Annotated in this window: 15 protein-coding genes and 1 pseudogene; 6 read left to right on the top strand and 10 right to left on the bottom strand. The window is 66.6% G+C overall.

The window, feature by feature from the left end; genetic code table 11:
* Window positions 1-36 precede the first annotated feature (36 nt).
* From BN118_RS03180 to BN118_RS03165, 4 genes are all read right to left on the bottom strand, one after another.
* On the bottom strand, window positions 37-474 hold the full coding sequence (locus BN118_RS03180; RefSeq protein ID WP_003816007.1) for an acetyltransferase: 438 nt from the start codon (window positions 472-474) through the stop codon (window positions 37-39).
* Between the two features lie 20 nt (window positions 475-494).
* Window positions 495-2294 (bottom strand): M14 family metallopeptidase, encoded by a 1800-nt coding sequence (locus BN118_RS03175; protein ID WP_014905512.1) that lies wholly within the window; start codon window positions 2292-2294, stop codon window positions 495-497.
* 33 nt (window positions 2295-2327) lie between these two features.
* A complete protein-coding gene (locus tag BN118_RS03170; protein WP_014905511.1) occupies window positions 2328-3173 on the bottom strand; it encodes an AraC family transcriptional regulator in 846 nt (281 codons plus the stop codon).
* Between the two features lie 87 nt (window positions 3174-3260).
* On the bottom strand, window positions 3261-4424 hold the full coding sequence (locus BN118_RS03165) for an alpha-hydroxy acid oxidase (protein ID WP_010929834.1): 1164 nt from the start codon (window positions 4422-4424) through the stop codon (window positions 3261-3263).
* A 154-nt stretch (window positions 4425-4578) separates the two neighbouring features.
* Here BN118_RS03165 and BN118_RS19385 point away from each other — a divergent pair.
* Window positions 4579-4824: pseudogene (locus tag BN118_RS19385) on the top strand (acylphosphatase); the annotation flags it as partial.
* Between the two features lie 18 nt (window positions 4825-4842).
* Here the strand turns inward: BN118_RS19385 and BN118_RS03155 are convergent.
* Both BN118_RS03155 and BN118_RS03150 read right to left on the bottom strand, forming a co-directional pair.
* The gene (locus BN118_RS03155) at window positions 4843-5814 is read right to left on the bottom strand and encodes a Bug family tripartite tricarboxylate transporter substrate binding protein (RefSeq protein WP_010929835.1); all 972 of its coding nucleotides are present in this window, start codon (window positions 5812-5814) and stop codon (window positions 4843-4845) included.
* A gap of 38 nt (window positions 5815-5852) precedes the next feature.
* Window positions 5853-7280 (bottom strand): amidase, encoded by a 1428-nt coding sequence (locus tag BN118_RS03150; protein ID WP_010929836.1) that lies wholly within the window; start codon window positions 7278-7280, stop codon window positions 5853-5855.
* Between the two features lie 119 nt (window positions 7281-7399).
* Here BN118_RS03150 and BN118_RS03145 point away from each other — a divergent pair, with 119 nt between their 5' ends.
* On the top strand, window positions 7400-8191 hold the full coding sequence (locus BN118_RS03145; RefSeq protein ID WP_015040793.1) for an IclR family transcriptional regulator: 792 nt from the start codon (window positions 7400-7402) through the stop codon (window positions 8189-8191).
* A 118-nt stretch (window positions 8192-8309) separates the two neighbouring features.
* Here the strand turns inward: BN118_RS03145 and gyrB are convergent, their stop codons facing one another.
* The 3 genes from gyrB to dnaA form a co-directional block, all read right to left on the bottom strand.
* On the bottom strand, window positions 8310-10763 hold the full coding sequence (gyrB, locus tag BN118_RS03140) for a DNA topoisomerase (ATP-hydrolyzing) subunit B (protein WP_010929838.1): 2454 nt from the start codon (window positions 10761-10763) through the stop codon (window positions 8310-8312).
* Window positions 10764-10857: 94 nt separating this feature from the next.
* Window positions 10858-11967, bottom strand: coding sequence for a DNA polymerase III subunit beta (dnaN, locus tag BN118_RS03135; RefSeq protein WP_010929839.1), 1110 nt, complete (start codon window positions 11965-11967; stop codon window positions 10858-10860).
* Between the two features lie 2 nt (window positions 11968-11969).
* Window positions 11970-13379, bottom strand: coding sequence for a chromosomal replication initiator protein DnaA (gene dnaA, locus BN118_RS03130; protein WP_010929554.1), 1410 nt, complete (start codon window positions 13377-13379; stop codon window positions 11970-11972).
* Between the two features lie 405 nt (window positions 13380-13784).
* On the opposite strand from dnaA, the gene rpmH reads away from it, so the two are divergent.
* From rpmH to yidC, 4 genes are all read left to right on the top strand, one after another.
* Window positions 13785-13919: a 50S ribosomal protein L34 gene (gene rpmH, locus BN118_RS03125; protein ID WP_003816025.1), complete on the top strand. Its 135-nt coding sequence runs from the start codon at window positions 13785-13787 to the stop codon at window positions 13917-13919.
* Between the two features lie 95 nt (window positions 13920-14014).
* On the top strand, window positions 14015-14386 hold the full coding sequence (locus tag BN118_RS03120; RefSeq protein ID WP_003816026.1) for a ribonuclease P protein component: 372 nt from the start codon (window positions 14015-14017) through the stop codon (window positions 14384-14386).
* Window positions 14383-14655: a membrane protein insertion efficiency factor YidD gene (yidD, locus tag BN118_RS03115; RefSeq protein WP_003816027.1), complete on the top strand. Its 273-nt coding sequence runs from the start codon at window positions 14383-14385 to the stop codon at window positions 14653-14655. The genes BN118_RS03120 and yidD overlap by 4 nt, the downstream gene beginning before the upstream one ends.
* Window positions 14656-14703: 48 nt before the next feature.
* Window positions 14704-16425, top strand: a complete 1722-nt coding sequence (yidC, locus tag BN118_RS03110; RefSeq protein ID WP_014905509.1) for a membrane protein insertase YidC — start codon at window positions 14704-14706, stop codon at window positions 16423-16425.
* Window positions 16426-16655: 230 nt separating this feature from the next.
* On the opposite strand, the gene BN118_RS03105 is transcribed toward yidC, so the two are convergent.
* Window positions 16656-17606: an IS481-like element IS481 family transposase gene (locus BN118_RS03105; RefSeq protein ID WP_005013747.1), complete on the bottom strand. Its 951-nt coding sequence runs from the start codon at window positions 17604-17606 to the stop codon at window positions 16656-16658.
* Window positions 17607-17637 lie beyond the last annotated feature (31 nt).

Below are 17637 nucleotides of genomic sequence, written 5' to 3'. Positions count from 1 at the left end.
GATGAACCATGCATACAACCTATTGAATCTTCACATCTAGCCGTCCAGCCGCATATGGATGATGGGAAAGGGCCGCCCGGCGTCATCGGTGTCCGAGCGGCCGGTTTCCACGAAACCGGAGTGCAGGTAAAACCCCACGGCCTGCGCGTTCTGCTCGTTCACATCGACGCGCAGGCTGTCGTGCAGCGACCGCGCGAAGTTCAGCAGGCGGCGGCCGGCGCCGCGCCCGCGCTTGTCGGCGTCGACGAACAGCATCTCGATCTTGTTGCCGCTCATGCCCATGAAGCCGGCGATGCCGCCCTGGCCATCCTCGCACACCCACACCCGCACCGACGGCAGGTAGCTCTTGAGCACCTGCGGATACATGGCCTGGATCTGCGCCTCGCTCAGGAACGTATGGGTGGCGCGCACCGAGCGCAGCCATATGTCGGCGAGCACGAAATCGTCGCCGTAATTGCGTTCGCGTATGTTCATCAAGCGATCCTTGGACGCGGCTATACGCCGGCCCGGTACAGTTCGGTAGCGGCCAGCACGGTTTCCATCTGCACCGTGTGGGCGAACACATAGCGCTCGCCGTAGACAGTCTGGTCCGGAAACTCGGAGATCAGGGTCAGGGGCAGGTCTTCCTGGGTCGATTCGGCAATCTGCACCCCGATTCCGTTCATGAGCGCAAAGCCCGGGTCCTGTGCGTGAACGCGAAACAGCGCCAGCTGGCGTGCATTGAATTCGACCAGCGCCGGCAGGCGTTGCGCCAACCGCGCCGTCACGCCCTCCATCAACAGGCGGGCCTGCACGGCGCGGCCGGGGTGGTGCCGCAGCACCAGGAAGAGCCCCCTGGGGATGGTCCACAGCTCGAAGTGGCGCGGCAGGTAGCCCGACAGCGGCCGAGTCCACTCATGCGCCGGATAGCCGTGCAGATTGATGTGCAGCTGCGCGCCGCTGATGGCGCGCGCCTGATGGCGTCCCTCGCGCTCGAAGAACGGCGCGCGTTCGCGATAGGCAATGTCGTCGCCCAGCGCGCTGTAACGCGACGCATGATGCATGTGGCGCGGGTGCTCGGCGCGCAGGCGTGCGTGCAGCGCGTAGCCGTCGGGGTTCTCGGCGGCGATCAGGGCGAAATGTGCCTGGCCGCCCGCGACCAGCGCCTGCGCCGCGCGCAGCGCCCCGACCACGCCCGAGCTTTCGTTGGCATGCTGCGCCCCCGAAATGAAGACGGCCGGCCCCGGCCCCGCGACATAGGCGCCCAGCACGGGGCGGCCCTGGCGCGATACCGCCTGGAAAGGCACGCCACCCAGCTGCGCCATCTGGCCGGCGATCCGGCCCGCGTCCAGCGGCGCCGTCGTCTGCGCCAACAGCTCGGCCAGCGCGGCCGGCCCGACCGGTTCGAGCGGCTCGAACGGCTCGATCGACATGCGCACGCGCGCCAGGCCATCGGTGCGCCGCACCAGCGGAATGATCTGCCCGGGCTGCAGGCCGCGATCGCCGGGCGGCCGGTTGGCGTAACCCTGGAAAAACTCCAGCAGCGAGAAGTAGATATCCTCGTGCATGGCCTCGTACGTGCTGAGGAGCTCTTCGTCGACACCCGGGTCGAATTCCATGCCCGGAATATCCACCCGGATCTCCAGGCGCTCGAAGTACGGCTCGCGCACGCCCCAGGCATGCGCGCGGACCGTGTCGACGATGGTGCGGAACGCAGCCTGGAACTCGGTGTTCTGCGCCGCGTCCAGCCGCGGCTCGCCCGCGGCATCGCACACGCGCAGCCAGCCGCACGGCGAGAGCCCGTCCACGCCATCGGCGCCGGGCGCCGGCTGGTTGGGCGCATGGACGCATTCGTGGTGCTCGCGTCCATCGGCATAGCGCAGCGTCACATCGTAGTGCAGGGCATCGGAACCCGCCTCGAACCGCAGGTCCACGCCCGCCAGCAGCGCCGCCAGCGGATAGGCCTCCAGCGTGAAGCGGTTGGGCTGCGCCAGCGGATGCACCGGGTAGCGCACGTGCACGGCCACCAGCCCCTCGCGGTCCGCCTCTTCCAGGAAATAGTGCAGCAGCGGCTTGTACGCGCTGCGAAACCGCGCCCGCACGCCGGCCTGCGCCAGCCGCGCTTCGGCGGCACGGCGCGCCTGCGGTCCTTCGAACAGCCAGCCGTGCACCGTCGCACCGCGCCAGGCCGGGTCGTGGTAGGCGTGCAACCACGCATCCAGGGTGCGGTCGAAAGTCTTTTCCAGCAGAATCATGAATAGGTTCCCACAGCCTTCCTGACCGGGCGCATCGCGCCCGGTCAGGACTACGGCCATAGTAACCGGGCCGGCCCGGGCGGGCCTGCAACGCTAGGCCAGGGGCAGATAGATGCGCGTCTTCAGCTGGGCCGCGGGCGTCGTCTTGGGATCGTTGAGGTATTCCTCGAACATGGGGAAATCGCCCGGCTCCTGGCCGCTGGCCGGCAGCCATTGCGAGAACAGCCAGTTGTAGGGCGCCTCGATCTCGCTGTACGGGCCGGTGTACTCGAGCACGGCGCAACGCATCGCCGGGATATCCAGCGGTTCGAACGGCGCCGGCGCCGCCGTGCCTGGCGGCAGCGATACACCGGCGCGCGAGCGCAACGCGTCGCGCGCCACCTGGGCGGGATCATCGTAGTACACACCGATGTAGCGCGGCGGCGGCTGCATGCCGTCACGCACCAGGTCCTGGATGGCAGCCAGCAGCGCCAGGCGGTCGAACGTATTGCCTATCTCCTGGTAGTCGCCCTGGTGCGCCAGGATGGCCAGGGACAGGCCGGGAAAGTCTTCCATCGTCAGGGGGTACATGCGCAGCTCCTCGGGGTTGAAAGGGCTGGAGCGTTTCGCACGATAGCGACCGGGCGGCAGGCCGTACTGCGCGCTGAACGCCCGGCTGAACGCGGCTTCCGATGCATAGCCGGCCCGATCCGCCACCTGCCGCAGCGAACCCTTGCCCTGTGCCAGCGCCACCGATGCCCGCGCCAGCCGCATCCGTTGGACCGTGGCGTGCACGGTCTCGCCCAACAAGGCGCGGTATACGCGGTGGAAGTAATAGGGCGACAGGCAGGCCAGCTTGGCCAGCCGGTGCAGGTCGGCGTCGGCATCGGGCCGCGCCGCCAGCCAGGCCAGCACGGGCTCGAGGCGCTCGGCGTAGTAAAGACGGGTCTTGGGCTTCATGCGATCTCCAGTGAACGCAATGTAGCCAAGCCCGCTTTGCAGATTTTGCGGTTTTGCGCGGACGGCGAAGCGCCCGCGCCGGCCGGCTTACTGCGGATAGGTGCCCGGCATCAGGATGCCGCGGTCTATCTGGTTGATGTGCTTGTGGCCGCACAGCGCCATGGTGACGTCCATTTCCTTGTAGAGGATCCCGAGCGCCCGCGTCACGCCGGCCTGGCCGTAGGCGCCCAGGCCATAGAGGAACGCACGCCCGATCATGGTGCCGCGCGCGCCCAGCGCCACCGCCTTGAGCACATCCTGGCCTGAGCGGATGCCGCCGTCCATCCACACTTCGATGCGCGAGCCGACCGCCTCCGCGATGGCCGGCAGCGCGCTGATGGAGGAAACCGCGCCATCGAGCTGGCGGCCGCCATGGTTGCTGACGATCAGGGCGTCGGCGCCGCTCTCGGCCGCGAGGCGGGCATCCTCGGCATCCAGGATGCCCTTGAGGATCAGCTTGCCGCCCCAGCGCCGCTTGATCCATTCGACATCGTCCCAGCTCAGGCGCGGGTCGAACTGCTCGGCCGTCCAGGACGACAGCGACGACAGGTCGGTCACGCCCTTGGCGTGGCCGACGATGTTGCCGAAGGTGCGTCGCCGCGTGCCCAGCATGCCCAGGCACCAGCGCGGCTTGAACGCCAGGTCGATCAGGTTGCGCAGCGTCGGCCTGGGCGGCGCGGACAAGCCGTTCTTGATGTCCTTGTGGCGCTGGCCGAGGATCTGCAGGTCCAGCGTCAGCACCAGCGCCGAGCACCCCGCCGCCTTGGCCCGATCGATCAGGTTGCCGACGAACTCGCGGTCGCGCATGACGTAGAGCTGGAACCAGAAGGGCTTGCCGCTGCCCTGGGCGACGTCCTCGATCGAGCAGATGCTCATGGTCGACAAGGTGAACGGCACGCCGAACTCGGCGGCGGCGCGCGCGGCCAGGATCTCGCCGTCGGCGTGCTGCATGCCGGTCAGGCCGGTGGGCGCGATGGCCACCGGCATCACGGCGTCGCTGCCCGCCATGGTGGTGCGCAGCGAACGGCCTTCCATATCGACGGCGACGCGCTGGCGCAGCTTGATGCGCTGGAAGTCGCTTTCGTTGGCGCGATAGGTGCTTTCCGTCCAGGCGCCTGAATCGGCGTAGTCGTAGAACATGCGCGGCACGCGCTTTTGCGCGATGACGCGCAGATCTTCGATGCAGGTGATCGTAGAAAGGTTCTGGGTCATGGTCGATGAAGGTCAGGAAAGCGGCACGGCGATGGCCGGCCTTCGCGCGGCGAGAGCCAGTATACGCCGCCCCTCGCGCACGCCTGCAGGATTCATCCGATAATCCACGTATCGCGCCACGGCGCGGCCGTTATACGAAGCACAAGGATCCGACATGTCTGACGCCCACATGGAAACCGTACACGTCATCGTCAAAGGCAAGGTGCAAGGCGTGGGCTACCGCCACGCCGCCGTGCGCCGGGCCCACATGCTGGGCGTGACCGGATGGGTGCAGAACCTGCCCGACGGCACGGTCGAGGCCGTGGTGCAGGGCACCGCCGACCAGGTCGACCACATGCTGGAATGGCTGCGTCGCGGGCCGCCGGCCGCGCAAGTGCGCGAGCTGGCCAGCGAGCGCAGCTGTAGCGCCGCGCCACGGCTATTCGATGCGAATGCCGGCGGCCTTGATCACGCCCGCATTGCGGGCCATTTCCTGCTCGACGCGGGCGCGAAAGCCCGCCGCGTCCACATATTCCGGCTCGAAGCCCAGCTCGCGCATCCTGGCCTGGGTGCCCGGCTCGGCCAGCATGGTCTGCAGCGCCTGCGCCATGCGCTGCACCACCGCCTGCGGCGTGCCATGCGGCGCGACGATGCCGAACCAGGTCTGGAAGTCATAAGGCGCCACGCCGCTTTCGGCGACGGTGGGCAGTTCGGGCAGCAAGGGCGAGCGCGCGCTGCTGGTCAGCGCCACCGCGCGCACCTTGCCGGCGCGGATCTGCGGCAAGGCCGCCACCAGCGTGTCGATCGAAAGCGGGATCTGGTTGCCGATCAAATCGGTCATGGCCGGCGCGCTGCCCCGGTACGGCACGTGCAGCAGCTTGGCGCCGCCGTGCTGCGCCAGGTACTCGCCGGCCAGGTGCGGCGTGGAGGCCGTGCCGAACGAACCGAAGCTGAGCGGCTGGCTGGCCGACTTGCGCACGATGTCCTGCACCGTGGCGATGCCGGTCTGCGGGTTGGTCAGGATCACGAACGGCGCGCTCGCCGCGATGGCGACATACTCGTAGCTCTTGATCGGGTCGTAGTTCAGGTTGGCGTACAGCAGGGAATTGGTCGTGTACGTCGGCGCGCCGCTGATCATGAAGGTATAGCTGTCGGCCGGCGCGCGCGCCACCGCCGTCGCGCCGATGCCCGTGTTGGCGCCCGGCCGGTTCTCCACCACGATGGACTGGCCCAGCAGCTCGCCCAGGCGTGCGCCGAAGTAACGGCCGATCACGTCGGTCGAGCCGCCCGGCGGGAACGGCACCACCAGGGTCACCGGCTTGGCCGGCCAGTCCGCTTGCGCCGCCGGCGCGGCCATGGGCAATACGGCCAGCGCGCACAGCGCCAGCGCTTTCAGGCTTGCTTTGAACATCTGCTGCTTCCCTTTCCGAATGAAAAAATTGCGCGGCCTCAGGCGGCCGGCGCGCGCAGCGCCGGCGCCTGGCGCCAGCACTGGGTCAGTTGCTCGAACGCGTGCGCCAGTTGCAGTACGCCGCGTTCGTCGCGATAGCGGCCCACGATCTGTATCCCTATCGGCAGGCCCGTCTCGGTGAATCCGCAGGGCACCGAAATCGCCGGATGACCGGTCAACGACAGGTAGTAGCCCGAACGCATCCAATCGATGTAGTTGCGCATCTCCACGTCGCCGATGCGCTGGATGTACTCCTGGTCGGCGGAAAAAGGCGGCACCTGGCTGACCGGCCCGATCAGGAATTCGTACTGCTGCATGAAGTCGTGCATGCGCTCGAACAGCTGCGCGCGGTCGCGCTCGGCCTGCGCCAGCACGGCGCCGCTCTGGTTCAGGCCCAGTTCCGTGTTCCAGATCACGGTGTCCTTGACGCGGTCGCGATGCCGCCGCACGGTCTCGCCTTGATTGATGGCAAAGGCCAGGCCGCGCAAGGCATGGAACGACGAATCCGCCTGGCCGAAGTCCGGACATGCCTGGTCGACCCGGCAACCCAGCTCTTCCCAGCGCGGCAGTTGCGCCTGCAGCACGCGGCCGACGGCCGGATCGACCGGCAGGCCGCCCCAGTCCGGTGCGTACGCCACGCGCGTGCCGGCGAAATCGCGTTCCAGCGCCCCCAGGAACAGGCCTGGGTCGGCATCGATGGTCAGCGGATCGCGCGCGTCGGGGCCGGCCAGCGCCGCCAGCATCAGGGCGGCGTCGGCCACGGTGCGCGCCATCGGACCAGCCACGCTCAGGGTGTTGTACGGCGCGGCCGTCGGCCACATCGGCACCCGGCCCGGCGAAGGACGCAGGCCCACCACATTGCAGAAGCTGGCCGGATTGCGCAGCGACCCGCCCATATCGGTGCCATCGGCCAGGAGCACCATGCGGCACGCCAGCGCGGCGGCCGCGCCGCCGCTGCTGCCGCCGGCCGTCATGGCCGGGTCATAGGGATTGCGGGTGGGGCCGAACACCGCATTGAAGGTCTGCGAACCGGCGCCGAACTCCGGCAGGTTGGTCTTGCCCAGCGTGATGGCGCCGGCGGCCTGCTGGCGCGTCACCACCAGGCTGCTGCGCTCGGGCACGAAATCGGCGAATACGGGCGAACCATGGGTCGTCCGCATGCCGGCGGTCAGGAAACTGTCCTTGTGCGCCACGGGCAGGCCGTGCAGCAACCCCAGCGGCTCGCCGCGCGCCTGCGCCTGGTCGGCCGCCGCGGCGCGCCGGCGCGCGCCTTCGACATCCAGCGTGACAATGGCGTTGACCGTGGGGTTCCAATGTTCGATGGCCTCCAGATGCGCCTGCAGGATCTCGCGCGCGCTCAGATGGCCGGCCGCCAGTTCGGCCCGCAGTTGCAGCGCGGTCATTGCGCAAATCGATTCCCAGCCCATGGTGTGCTCCGCTCAAGTATTGCTATACAATACAAAGTACTGAATATACGTATTTATACGGCGGCTGCCTGCCTGTGCACAATGCGGGTAAACAAGTAGCCGCGCCTCTGGAGACGCCCATGCCCGCTGCCACCGCCGCTTTGCTTGCCGAGCGTGCCGACCACCCCCTGTATGTCGCTTCCGTGGAAAAAGGCATGCGCGTGCTGGAGGCTTTCGATGCCGCGCGCGACTCGCTCAGCCTCACCGACATCGTGCAGCTCACCGGCATGGGCAAAAGCGCCGCGCAGCGCTTTACCCACACCTGGGAAGCGCTGGGCTACCTGGCCAAGGATCCGCAATCGCGCCGCTATCGCCTCGGTCCCAAGGTGGTGGAACTGAGTTATTACTTCCTGCGCAGCGACCACCTGGTATCGCTGGCCGCGCCGCATCTGGTCGCCTTGCGCGAGCATTGCGGGCTGGCGGTCAACATGAGCGTGCTGAGCGGCGACGACATGATCTACCTGCTGCGGCTGCCGAGCCGCCAGTTGACGCTGGTGGAGATGTTGCCGGGCCGGCGCATGCCGGCCTGGAGCAACAGCGCGGGCCGCATGCTGCTGTCGCAGCGCGACGATGCCAGCGTGCGCGACCTGCTGGCACGCGCCGCGCCGCAGCCCTACACGCCGCGCACGCAGACCGACCCCCAGGCGCTGCTGGCCGAGATCCGCCAGGCCCGCGAGGACGGCTACGCCATCACGCAGGACCAGGTGCTGCTCAACCAGATGGGCGTGGCCACCCTGCTGCGCGACGAACGGCGCCAGCCGCTGGCGGCCATCAGCGTCACGGCGGCGGCCGACGAATATCCGCGCGCGCGCCTGGTAGCGGAAATCGTGCCGCAGATGCTCAAGGCCGCCTACGCCATCTGCGGCGCCTGAAGCGCGCGGCCGCGCACGCGTATCGGCCAACGTCCGCTGCGGCCGCACCTGCCACGCCCCCAAGCAAAAGAGGCTGCCTCACGGCAGCCCCTTTCGGCATACGACGGCAGCAAGCGCGTCAGGCGTCGATGTTGCCCGCCGACAGCGCATGCGTTTCGATGAACGCGCGGCGCGGCTCGACGTCGTCGCCCATCAGCGTGGTGAAGACCTCGTCCGCCGCGATGGCATCTTCGATCTGCACCCGCAGCAGGCGGCGCACCTTCGGGTCCATCGTGGTTTCCCACAACTGCTCCGGGTTCATTTCGCCCAGGCCCTTGTAGCGCTGCTTGCTCAGGCCGCGCTCGGCTTCGCCGCGCAACCATTGCATGGCCTCGCGGAAATCGGACACGAACTGTTCCTTGCGCTTGTCGCCTTCGCCACGCGCCACGATGGCGCCGGCGCCGACCAGGCCCAGGAACGTCTTGGCCGACTTGGCCAGCACCGCGTAGTCGGCGCCGCGCACGAAGTCCGCATCCAGCACGCTGACACGCACGTTGCCGTGGTGCATGCGGCGCACCGCCAGGCGGTGCTTTTCGGCCACGTCGTCGTACTCGGCCACCACTTCCACGCCATTGGCGGGGCTGGCCGCGTGCAACGCGTCGGACAGGCGCTGCGCCGATGCCTTGGTGCGTTCGGCGTCCTCGAGGTCGATCTCGACGCCTTCGGCCAGCGCCGACAGCGCGGCCACGTCGAACACGCGCGACAGGCGGGAAATGACCGCGTCGGCCAGCACGTACTGGCGCGCCAGTTCGTTGAGCGCCTCGCCACGGATCGGGGCGGCGCCCTGGCTGGGAATCAGCTCGGCGTCCTTGAGCGCCAGTTGCAGCATGAATTGCGCTTCTTCCTGGTCATCCTTCAGGTAGCGCTCGTCGCGGCCGACCTTGACCTTGTACAGCGGCGGCTGCGCGATATAGACGTGGCCGCGCGCCACCAGCTCGGGCATCTGGCGATACAGCAGCGTCAGCAGCAGCGTGCGGATGTGCGCGCCGTCCACGTCCGCGTCGGTCATGATGATCAGGCGGTGGTAGCGCAGCTTGTCGATATTGAAATCGGGGCCGATGCTGGTGCCCAGGGCCGTGATCAGCGTGGCGATCTGCTCGCTGGCGATGAGGCGGTCAAAACGCGCCTTCTCGACGTTGAGCACCTTGCCGCGCAGGGGCAGGATGGCCTGGAACTTGCGGTCGCGGCCCTGCTTGGCCGAACCGCCTGCCGAATCGCCCTCGACGATGTACAGCTCGCACAGCGCCGGGTCCTTTTCCTGACAGTCGGCCAGCTTGCCGGGTAGGCCGGCGCCTTCCAGCACGCTCTTGCGGCGCGTCATCTCGCGCGCCTTGCGCGCCGCCTCGCGCGCACGCGCGGCCTCGACGATCTTGCCGCACAGCGCCTTGGCGTCGTTGGGGTGCTCCAGCAGCCAGGTTTCCAGCGTGCGCGCCACCGCGTCCTCGACGGCCGGACGCACTTCGCTGGAGACCAGCTTGTCCTTGGTCTGGCTGCTGAACTTGGGCTCGGGCACCTTCACCGACAGCACGCAGGCCAGGCCTTCGCGCATGTCGTCGCCGGTGGTCTCGACCTTGGCCTTCTTGGCCAGCTCGTTGTCGGCGATGTACTTGTTGAGCACGCGCGTCATGGCCGCGCGCAGGCCCGTCAGGTGCGTGCCGCCGTCGCGCTGCGGAATGTTGTTGGTGAAACACAGCACGCTTTCGCTGTAGCTGTCGTTCCACTGCATGGCCACTTCCACGCCCACCAGCACGCCGCCGGCCGACGATTCGGCGCTGACCGCGAACACGTTGAGATGCAGCACCGACTTGCTGCGGTTGATGTACTCGACAAACCCTTTCACGCCGCCGGAGAACGCAAAGTTCTCCTCCTTGCCCTGGCGCTGGTCGACCAGGCGGACCTTCACGCCATTGTTCAGGAACGACAGCTCGCGCAGGCGCTTCGAGAGAATCTCGTAGTGGTACTCGATGTTGGTGAAGATGGCCGGATCGGCCAGGAAACGCACTTCCGTGCCGCGCTTGTCGGTCGGGCCGGTCGCCGTCAGGGGCGCGACGCGCTGCCCCTGGCGAAATTCCATCTGATGCACCTGGCCGTTGCGGCGGATCGTCAGGCGCAGCCACTCGGACAGGGCGTTCACGCAGGATACGCCCACGCCGTGCAGGCCGCCCGACACCTTGTACGAGTTCTGGTCGAACTTGCCGCCCGCGTGCAGCTCGGTCATCACGATTTCGGCGGCGCTGCGGCCGAACTCGTCATCCTTGTGGATGTCGGTCGGGATGCCGCGGCCGTTGTCGGTGACGGAGATCGAGTTGTCGGTATGGATGGTGACGACGATGTCGTCGCAATGGCCCGCCAGCGCCTCGTCGATCGCGTTGTCGACCACTTCGAACACCATGTGGTGCAAGCCCGTGCCATCGGAGGTATCGCCGATGTACATGCCTGGGCGCTTGCGCACGGCCTCCAGCCCCTTGAGCATCTTGATCGAATCGGCGCCATAGCCGGTGTTCTCGGGAGTGGTGTTCTGTTGATCTGACATGTCGATTCTTTAACGCCTTAAAAAACAGTCTCACGGCCACACCGTTCGCGCGCGCAAGCGCGCACAAACGGCACAAACCCATCTGTGTCGCGGATCAGATCCGCATGGGCATGACGACGTATTTGAACTGCTCGTCGTCGGGCAGGGTGATGAGCGCCGACGCGTTGGCGTCGGGCATGACGGACCACTGCACGTTCTCGGCCTTGATGTTGCTCAGCACGTCCAGCAGGTAGCTGACGTTGAAGCCCACATCCAGCGGCTCGAAGCTGTAGTCGATATCGATTTCTTCCTGCGCCTCTTCCTGCTCGGCGTTGGAGGACGAAATCTTCATCTGGTGCTGCGCCAGCTGCAGGCGCACGCCCTTGAACTTGTCGGTGGTCAGGATGGCGGCGCGCTGCAGGCTGCCTTGCAGGGCTTCGCGGCTGACCGAGAACTGGCGCGTGTAGTTGGTGGGAATCACGCGCGTGAAATCCGGAAACTTGCCTTCGACCAGCTTGGACACCAGCTCGACGTCGCCGAAACGGAAACGGATCTGGCCCGGCGCCACGTCCAGCGCCACCGGCTCGTCGGAGTCCTCGAGCAGGCGCTGCATTTCCAGCACCGTCTTGCGCGGCACGATGACCTCATGGCGCTCGGCGATGCCGTCGGCCTCGGTGGCGCAGTGCGCCAGGCGGTGGCCGTCGGTGGCCACGGCGCGCACACGGCCCGGCTCGAACACCAGCAGCATGCCATTGAGGTAGTAGCGGATATCCTGCTGGGCCATGGCGAAGTGCACCATGTTGAACAGGTGGCGCAGCATGCGCTGCGGCATGCTCAACGACACGTCCCACTGTTCGGGCTGGGCCACGGTCGGGAACTCGCTGGCCGCCAGCGTCTGCAATGCGAAGCGGCTCTTGGCCGACTGCACCGACAGCTTGTTGCTGGCCAGGCCCAGCTTGACCTCGCCGGTGTCCGGCAGGGCCTTCAGGATGTCGAGCAGCTTGCGCGCCGCCACCGTGGTGGACTCGTTCTCCGGGCCGACGCCGAAGTCGGCATGCGTGGTGATCTGGACCTCGAGGTCGGTGGCGATGAAAGCCACCTTGTTGCCCTCTTTGCGCATCAGGATGTTCGCCAGGATGGGCAGGGTATGGCGTCTTTCGACGATGCCCGCCACAGTCGACAGCGGTTTCAGCAATGCATCGCGTGTGGTTTGTACGAGTTGCATGGTCATCCTTTTAGAGTTTGTTCCAACACGTGCAGGGTATGGTTAAGCTCGGCTTGTTTGGCGCGGGCATCGGAGATCTTGCGCACAGCGTGCAGGACGGTGGTGTGGTCTCGTCCACCGAACAGGTCGCCGATCTCCGGCAAGCTCTTCTGAGTCAACTCCTTGGCCAGGTACATCGCCACCTGGCGCGGCAGGGCGATATTGGCCGGCCGGCGTTTCGAGTACATGTCGGCCACCTTGATCTTGTAGAAATCGGCAACCGTCTTCTGGATGTTCTCGACCGTGATCTGGCCGTTGGACACCGAAAGCAGGTCCTTCAGGGCCTCCTTGCAGACATCCACCGTCAGCACGTCGCGGCCATGGAAACGCGCGTAGGCCAGCACCTTGCGCAAGGCGCCTTCCAGCTCGCGTACGTTGCTGCGCAGGTGCTTGGCGATGAAGAACGCCACTTCCTCGGGCATCGGCACGCCTTCGGACTCGGCCTTGCGCAGCAGGATCGCCACGCGCATCTCGAGTTCGGGCGGCTCGATGGCCACGGTCAGCCCGGAGTCGAACCGCGAAATCAACCGGCTGTCGATACCCGAGAGCTCCTTCGGGTACGTATCGCTGGTGATGATGATCTGCTTGCGCTGCGCCACCATCGCCTCGAACGCATAGAAGAACTCCTCCTGCGTGCGATTCTTGCCGGAAAAGAACTGGATATCGTCGATCAGCAGCAGATCGAGCGAATGGTAGTAGCGCTTGAAATCGTCGAACGCCTTGCGCTGGTAGGCCTTGACCACGTCAGAGACGTATTGGTCCGCATGCACGTAGCGCACCCGCACGCCGGTCCCCGCGGCCACCATGGCATTGCCGATGGCGTGGATCAGGTGGGTCTTGCCCAGCCCCACGCCGCCGTACAGGAACAGCGGGTTGTAGGACGTGCCGGGATTCTCCGCCACCTGCAGCGCCGCGGCGCGCGCCAGCTGGTTGGCCTTGCCGGTCACGAAATTCTCGAAGGTGAGATCCGTGTTCAGGCGCGACCGCTCGTAAACGATGTTCGCGGCGTCGGCGCTTGCCGGCGCCGGCGGAGCAGGCTCCGATGCTTGCTGCACCGCAGCAACGACGGCCGGCACCGAGACCGCCACCGGGCGCGGCACGGCCATCGGTATGCGTGGCGCGGAGCTGGTGCCGGGCAGCTCGAACGTCACCTGCACCGGGCGCTGGTACCACTCGGCGGCCAGCGCCTCGATCTGATGGGAAAAGTTCTTCCGCACCCAATCCAGCTTGAAGCGATTGGGCGCGGCCACGCGCAGAACCGCTTGCGCTTCGTCATACGCAAGCGGGACCAGCGGTCGGATCCACGCGCTGATTTGTTGGGGGGGGAGTTCCTGCTCAAGACGACTGACGCAGGTCTGCCAGAATTCTTTCATGTCGCTCTTGTTCAAACCTCGATTCTACCCTGCCTGGGGGTAGGTTATCCACAGGCCGGGAAACCGCGGCAATGCTCGGTCCCCCCTAACTGTTTGACAAGACAGAGAAAACTTGCTGAAATGATGGGCTTTTCCGAATTCTGTCTGTCAGAAGGTTCCAGAAGAAGCCAAGAGAAGCCAGGCCCACGCCTTGGCCGCTACTTGCAAGCCGCCTCATTGTGTATGCTCTGGGGCGAGCCAGTGGCGCCAACCGTGCGGCCGCCTCGGCCCCGTCTGTTGGATTGCCTGCCGCGCTGCCCAAGCATGCGCGCCAGCAGGCAGCCATCCAGATACCCGCCGCGGATCTTGGCCAGGAACCCCGTCGGGCATGTCCCTTCTGACTTTTGTTCTTTTTGTGGATCGTCCATGAAACGCACCTACCAACCTTCCGTTACCCGCCGCAAACGCACCCACGGCTTTCGCGTGCGCATGAAGACCCGTGCCGGCCGCGCCATTCTGAATGCCCGCCGCGCCAAGGGCCGCAAGCGTCTGGCCGTCTAATCCAGGCGGACAACGGACGATTGCCCGGAATCGGCGGATTGCCTGTAACAGGAGCATCGCCGCCGGCCCCGTCGCCAGTCTCCGTCACGTCACCCATGCCGCGCGCCACGCTCCCTGCGGAGGCGCGATTGCATCGCCCCTCCGAGTTTGCCGCCGCCCTCAAAGGCCGGCGACTGGCCCGAGGGGCTTTCTTTATTGTCAGCGCCTCGCCCTGTGCCCCTGCTGATGACCAGCCGGCGCGCGCGCGCCTGGGCCTGGTGATCGCCAAGCGTTTTGCCGCCCGCGCCGTGACGCGCAATACCTTGAAGCGGGTCATCCGCGAAGCGTTCCGGGCTCGCCGGCTTGCCCTGCCGGCCCAGGATTACGTGGTGCGGCTGCACAGCAAGCTGACACCGGCAAGCCTCACGGCCCTGAAACGCTCGGCGCGCGCCGAAGTAGATGCTCACTTCACACGGATAGCGCGATGATCAGGAGACTGCTTATCGCCCCGATCCGGTTTTACCGGTACTTCCTCAGCCCCTGGGTGGGCCGGCAGTGCCGCTTCACCCCGACTTGCTCGGCCTACGCCATCGAAGCCATTGAACGTCATGGCGCATGGCGCGGTCTATGGTTGGCGGCGCGCCGTATCGGCCGCTGCCACCCGTGGTCGCCGGGCGGATACGACCCCGTACCACCCGGCCACGGCGCCGGCGCGCAGGCCTGCTGCGCGCATCGCCACCGCACCGAACCCGATTGACGCTACACTCGTGGGCTTTGCTGGCCCGCTTACAACTCCTCAGGCACCATGGATATCCGACGAACCGTCCTCTGGATGATTTTCTCTTTTTCGCTGTTGCTCCTCTGGAACAACTGGCAAATCCATAACGGCAAGCCGTCGCTTTTTGGCGGGCCGGCCCCCGAAGCGGCCGCCACGCAGCAGCCCAAGGCCGATGCGAACGGCACGGCGGCTTCGTCCACCGCGTCGATCCCGAGTTCGCCGGCCGCCGCCCCCGCCGCGGCATCGGTGCCGGCCGCCGCCCCCGCCGCGGCATCGGTGCCGGGCGCTGCGGCGCCCGCGGCCGCCAAATCCGAGCAGGTGGTAATCACCACCGACGTGCTGCGCCTGACTTTCGACTCCAACGGCGCGCAACTGATCCGCGCCGAGCTGCTGAAGTACCCGTCGAGCAGCCAGAGCGACAAGCCCACGGTGCTGATGGACCGCTCCGCCGACCTGGTCTATGTGGCCCAGACCGGCGTGGTCGGCGCGCCGCAAGGCGAATCCTTCCCCACCCACCAGACGCCGTTCCATCTAGTGTCCAGCGAGCGCTCGCTGACCGGCGACACGCTGGATGTGGTGTTCGAGGCGGAATCCGGCGGCCTGAAGGTCACCAAGACATACACGCTGCATCGCGGCCGCTACGACGTGGACGTGCGCCACGCCATGGCCAATACCGGCGGCGCGCCGCTCAATCCGGCCCTGTATCTGCAGCTCGAGCGCGACGGCACCGACCCGGCCGGCACCTCCAGCTTCTATCACACGTTCACCGGCGTCGCGGTGTACTCCGAGCAGGACAAGTTCCAAAAGGTCACCTTCTCGGACATCGAGAAGAAGAAGGGCACGTACATCAAGCAGGCCGACAACGGCTGGATCGGCATCGTGCAGCACTACTTCGCCACGGCCTGGATCCCGGCCCAGGGCAAGCAGCGCACCAACGAACTGCTGCAGGTGCAGCAGAACCTGTACGCGGCCCGCACCATCGAAGCCGTGGGCACGATCGCCCCGGGTTCCAGCGCCAACGTCGACGCGCACCTGTGGGTCGGCCCGCAGGACCAGAAGGCCATGGCCGCGGTTGCGCCGGGCCTGGAACTGGTGGTCGACTACGGCTGGCTGACCATCATCGCCAAGCCCCTGTTCACCCTCATGACCTGGCTGCACGGCCTGCTCGGCAACTGGGGCTGGACCATCGTCGCCCTGACGGTCATCATCAAGGCGGTGTTCTTCCCGCTGGCCGCGGCAAGCTATCGCTCGATGGCCCGCATGAAGCAGGTCGCCCCGCGCCTGCAGGCCCTGAAAGAGAAGTACGGTGACGATCGCCAGAAGCTGAACCAGGCGATGATGGAGATGTACCGCACCGAGAAGATCAACCCGCTGGGCGGCTGCCTGCCCATGGTGGTGCAGATTCCGGTGTTCATCGCGCTGTACTGGGTGCTGCTGGCCAGCGTCGAGATGCGCGGCGCGCCGTGGATCCTCTGGGTGCACGACCTTTCCGTGCGCGATCCGTTCTTCATCCTGCCGGCCATCATGATGGCCACCATGTTCCTGCAGATCAAGCTCAACCCCACGCCGCCCGATCCCGTGCAGGCCAAGGTCATGATGATCATGCCGCTGGTGTTCGGCGGGATGATGTTCTTCTTCCCGGCCGGCCTGGTGCTGTACTGGTGTGTCAACAACACGCTGTCGATCGCCCAGCAATGGACCATCACCCGCAACCTGGAGCGCCAGGCCGCGGCAGCGGCCAACCGCTGATCGAGCCAGCCACGAAACGGCGCCCTGCGGGGCGCCGTTTTTTTCGTCCTGGGAATGTGACGGTTGCGTTGCAAGAAGGGGGACCGTCCCTCGTAGTTAGCTTTTATTTATTGCGCTGGATCAAGTAATCAATTTCCTAACGGCGGTCAGCTCACCTATGATGAGCAAGCGCCGTGCCGCCACCGTGTGGCGCGCGTTTTCAGGGCGAACCCGCGGGTTCGCGTCGTGGCCTAGGTGTGAACTGTCAATAGGTTGTATTCGTCCAGGTTGAGTCTGGAGATGGGTACAGCGCGCCCGATGCCTTGGTGGGGTCGATGCCAGTTGTAGTGGTGTAGCCAGGATTTCATGGCATCGGCTCGGTGTTGGGAGTTCTGGTAGGTGTGAGCGTAAGCCCACTCACGCAAGGCCGACTGGATGAAGCGTTCGGCCTTGCCATTGGTCTGTGGGCGGTAAGGTCGGGTAAAGCGGTGCTTGATGCCCAGCTCATGGCACAGCGCGGCGAAGGCGCGGCTGCGAAAGGCCGAGCCATTGTCGGTGAGCAAGCGCTGGATGGTCACGCCCAGGCGCTGGTAGTAGGCCACTGCGTCCTTGAGGAACTGGACGGCGCTGGGGAAGCGCTCGTCGGGGTGGATGTCGGTGAAGGCCACGCGGGCGTGGTCATCGATGGCCACGAAGACGAAGTCCCAGCCGGCCCCCTCAACGGTATCGCGTCGGTTGCCCGTGACCCGGTGGCCAGGGCGCTGGATACGTCCCAGCTTCTTGATGTCGATGTGCAGCAGATCGCCGGGGGCCTGATGCTCGTAGCGCACCACCGGCTCGGCCGGCTCCAGGTCGGCCAGGTGCGACAGACCGGCGCGGGCCAGGACGCGGCTGACGGTGCTGGCTGACACGCCCAGCGCCTGGGCGATGCGCGCTTGGGTCAGCCGCTTGCGGCGCAGCTCCACGATAGCCAGCGCCTTGGCCGGCGCAATCGCTCGGGGCGAGACCGTCGGGCGCGAGGACGCATCGGCCAAGCCCGCCTGGCCCTGAGCCAGGAAGCGGCCCAGCCATTTGCGCACAGTCGGCGCGGTGACCCCATAGGCGCGGGCCGCTTCAGGCACACAAACTTGATGGGCGATCAATTGCTGGACCATTTCGAGTCGACGTAGGAAGGTCAATCGGGCATGCTTATGGGTGTTCATCCGGCCGGGCTCCTTGAGTGAACTGGGGGGG

Source organism: Bordetella pertussis 18323 (assembly GCF_000306945.1).
GTDB classification, from domain to species: domain Bacteria; phylum Pseudomonadota; class Gammaproteobacteria; order Burkholderiales; family Burkholderiaceae_B; genus Bordetella; species Bordetella pertussis.
The sequence above is the reverse complement of the archived record's forward strand: the minus strand, read 5'-3'. Positions and strand labels throughout refer to the sequence as shown.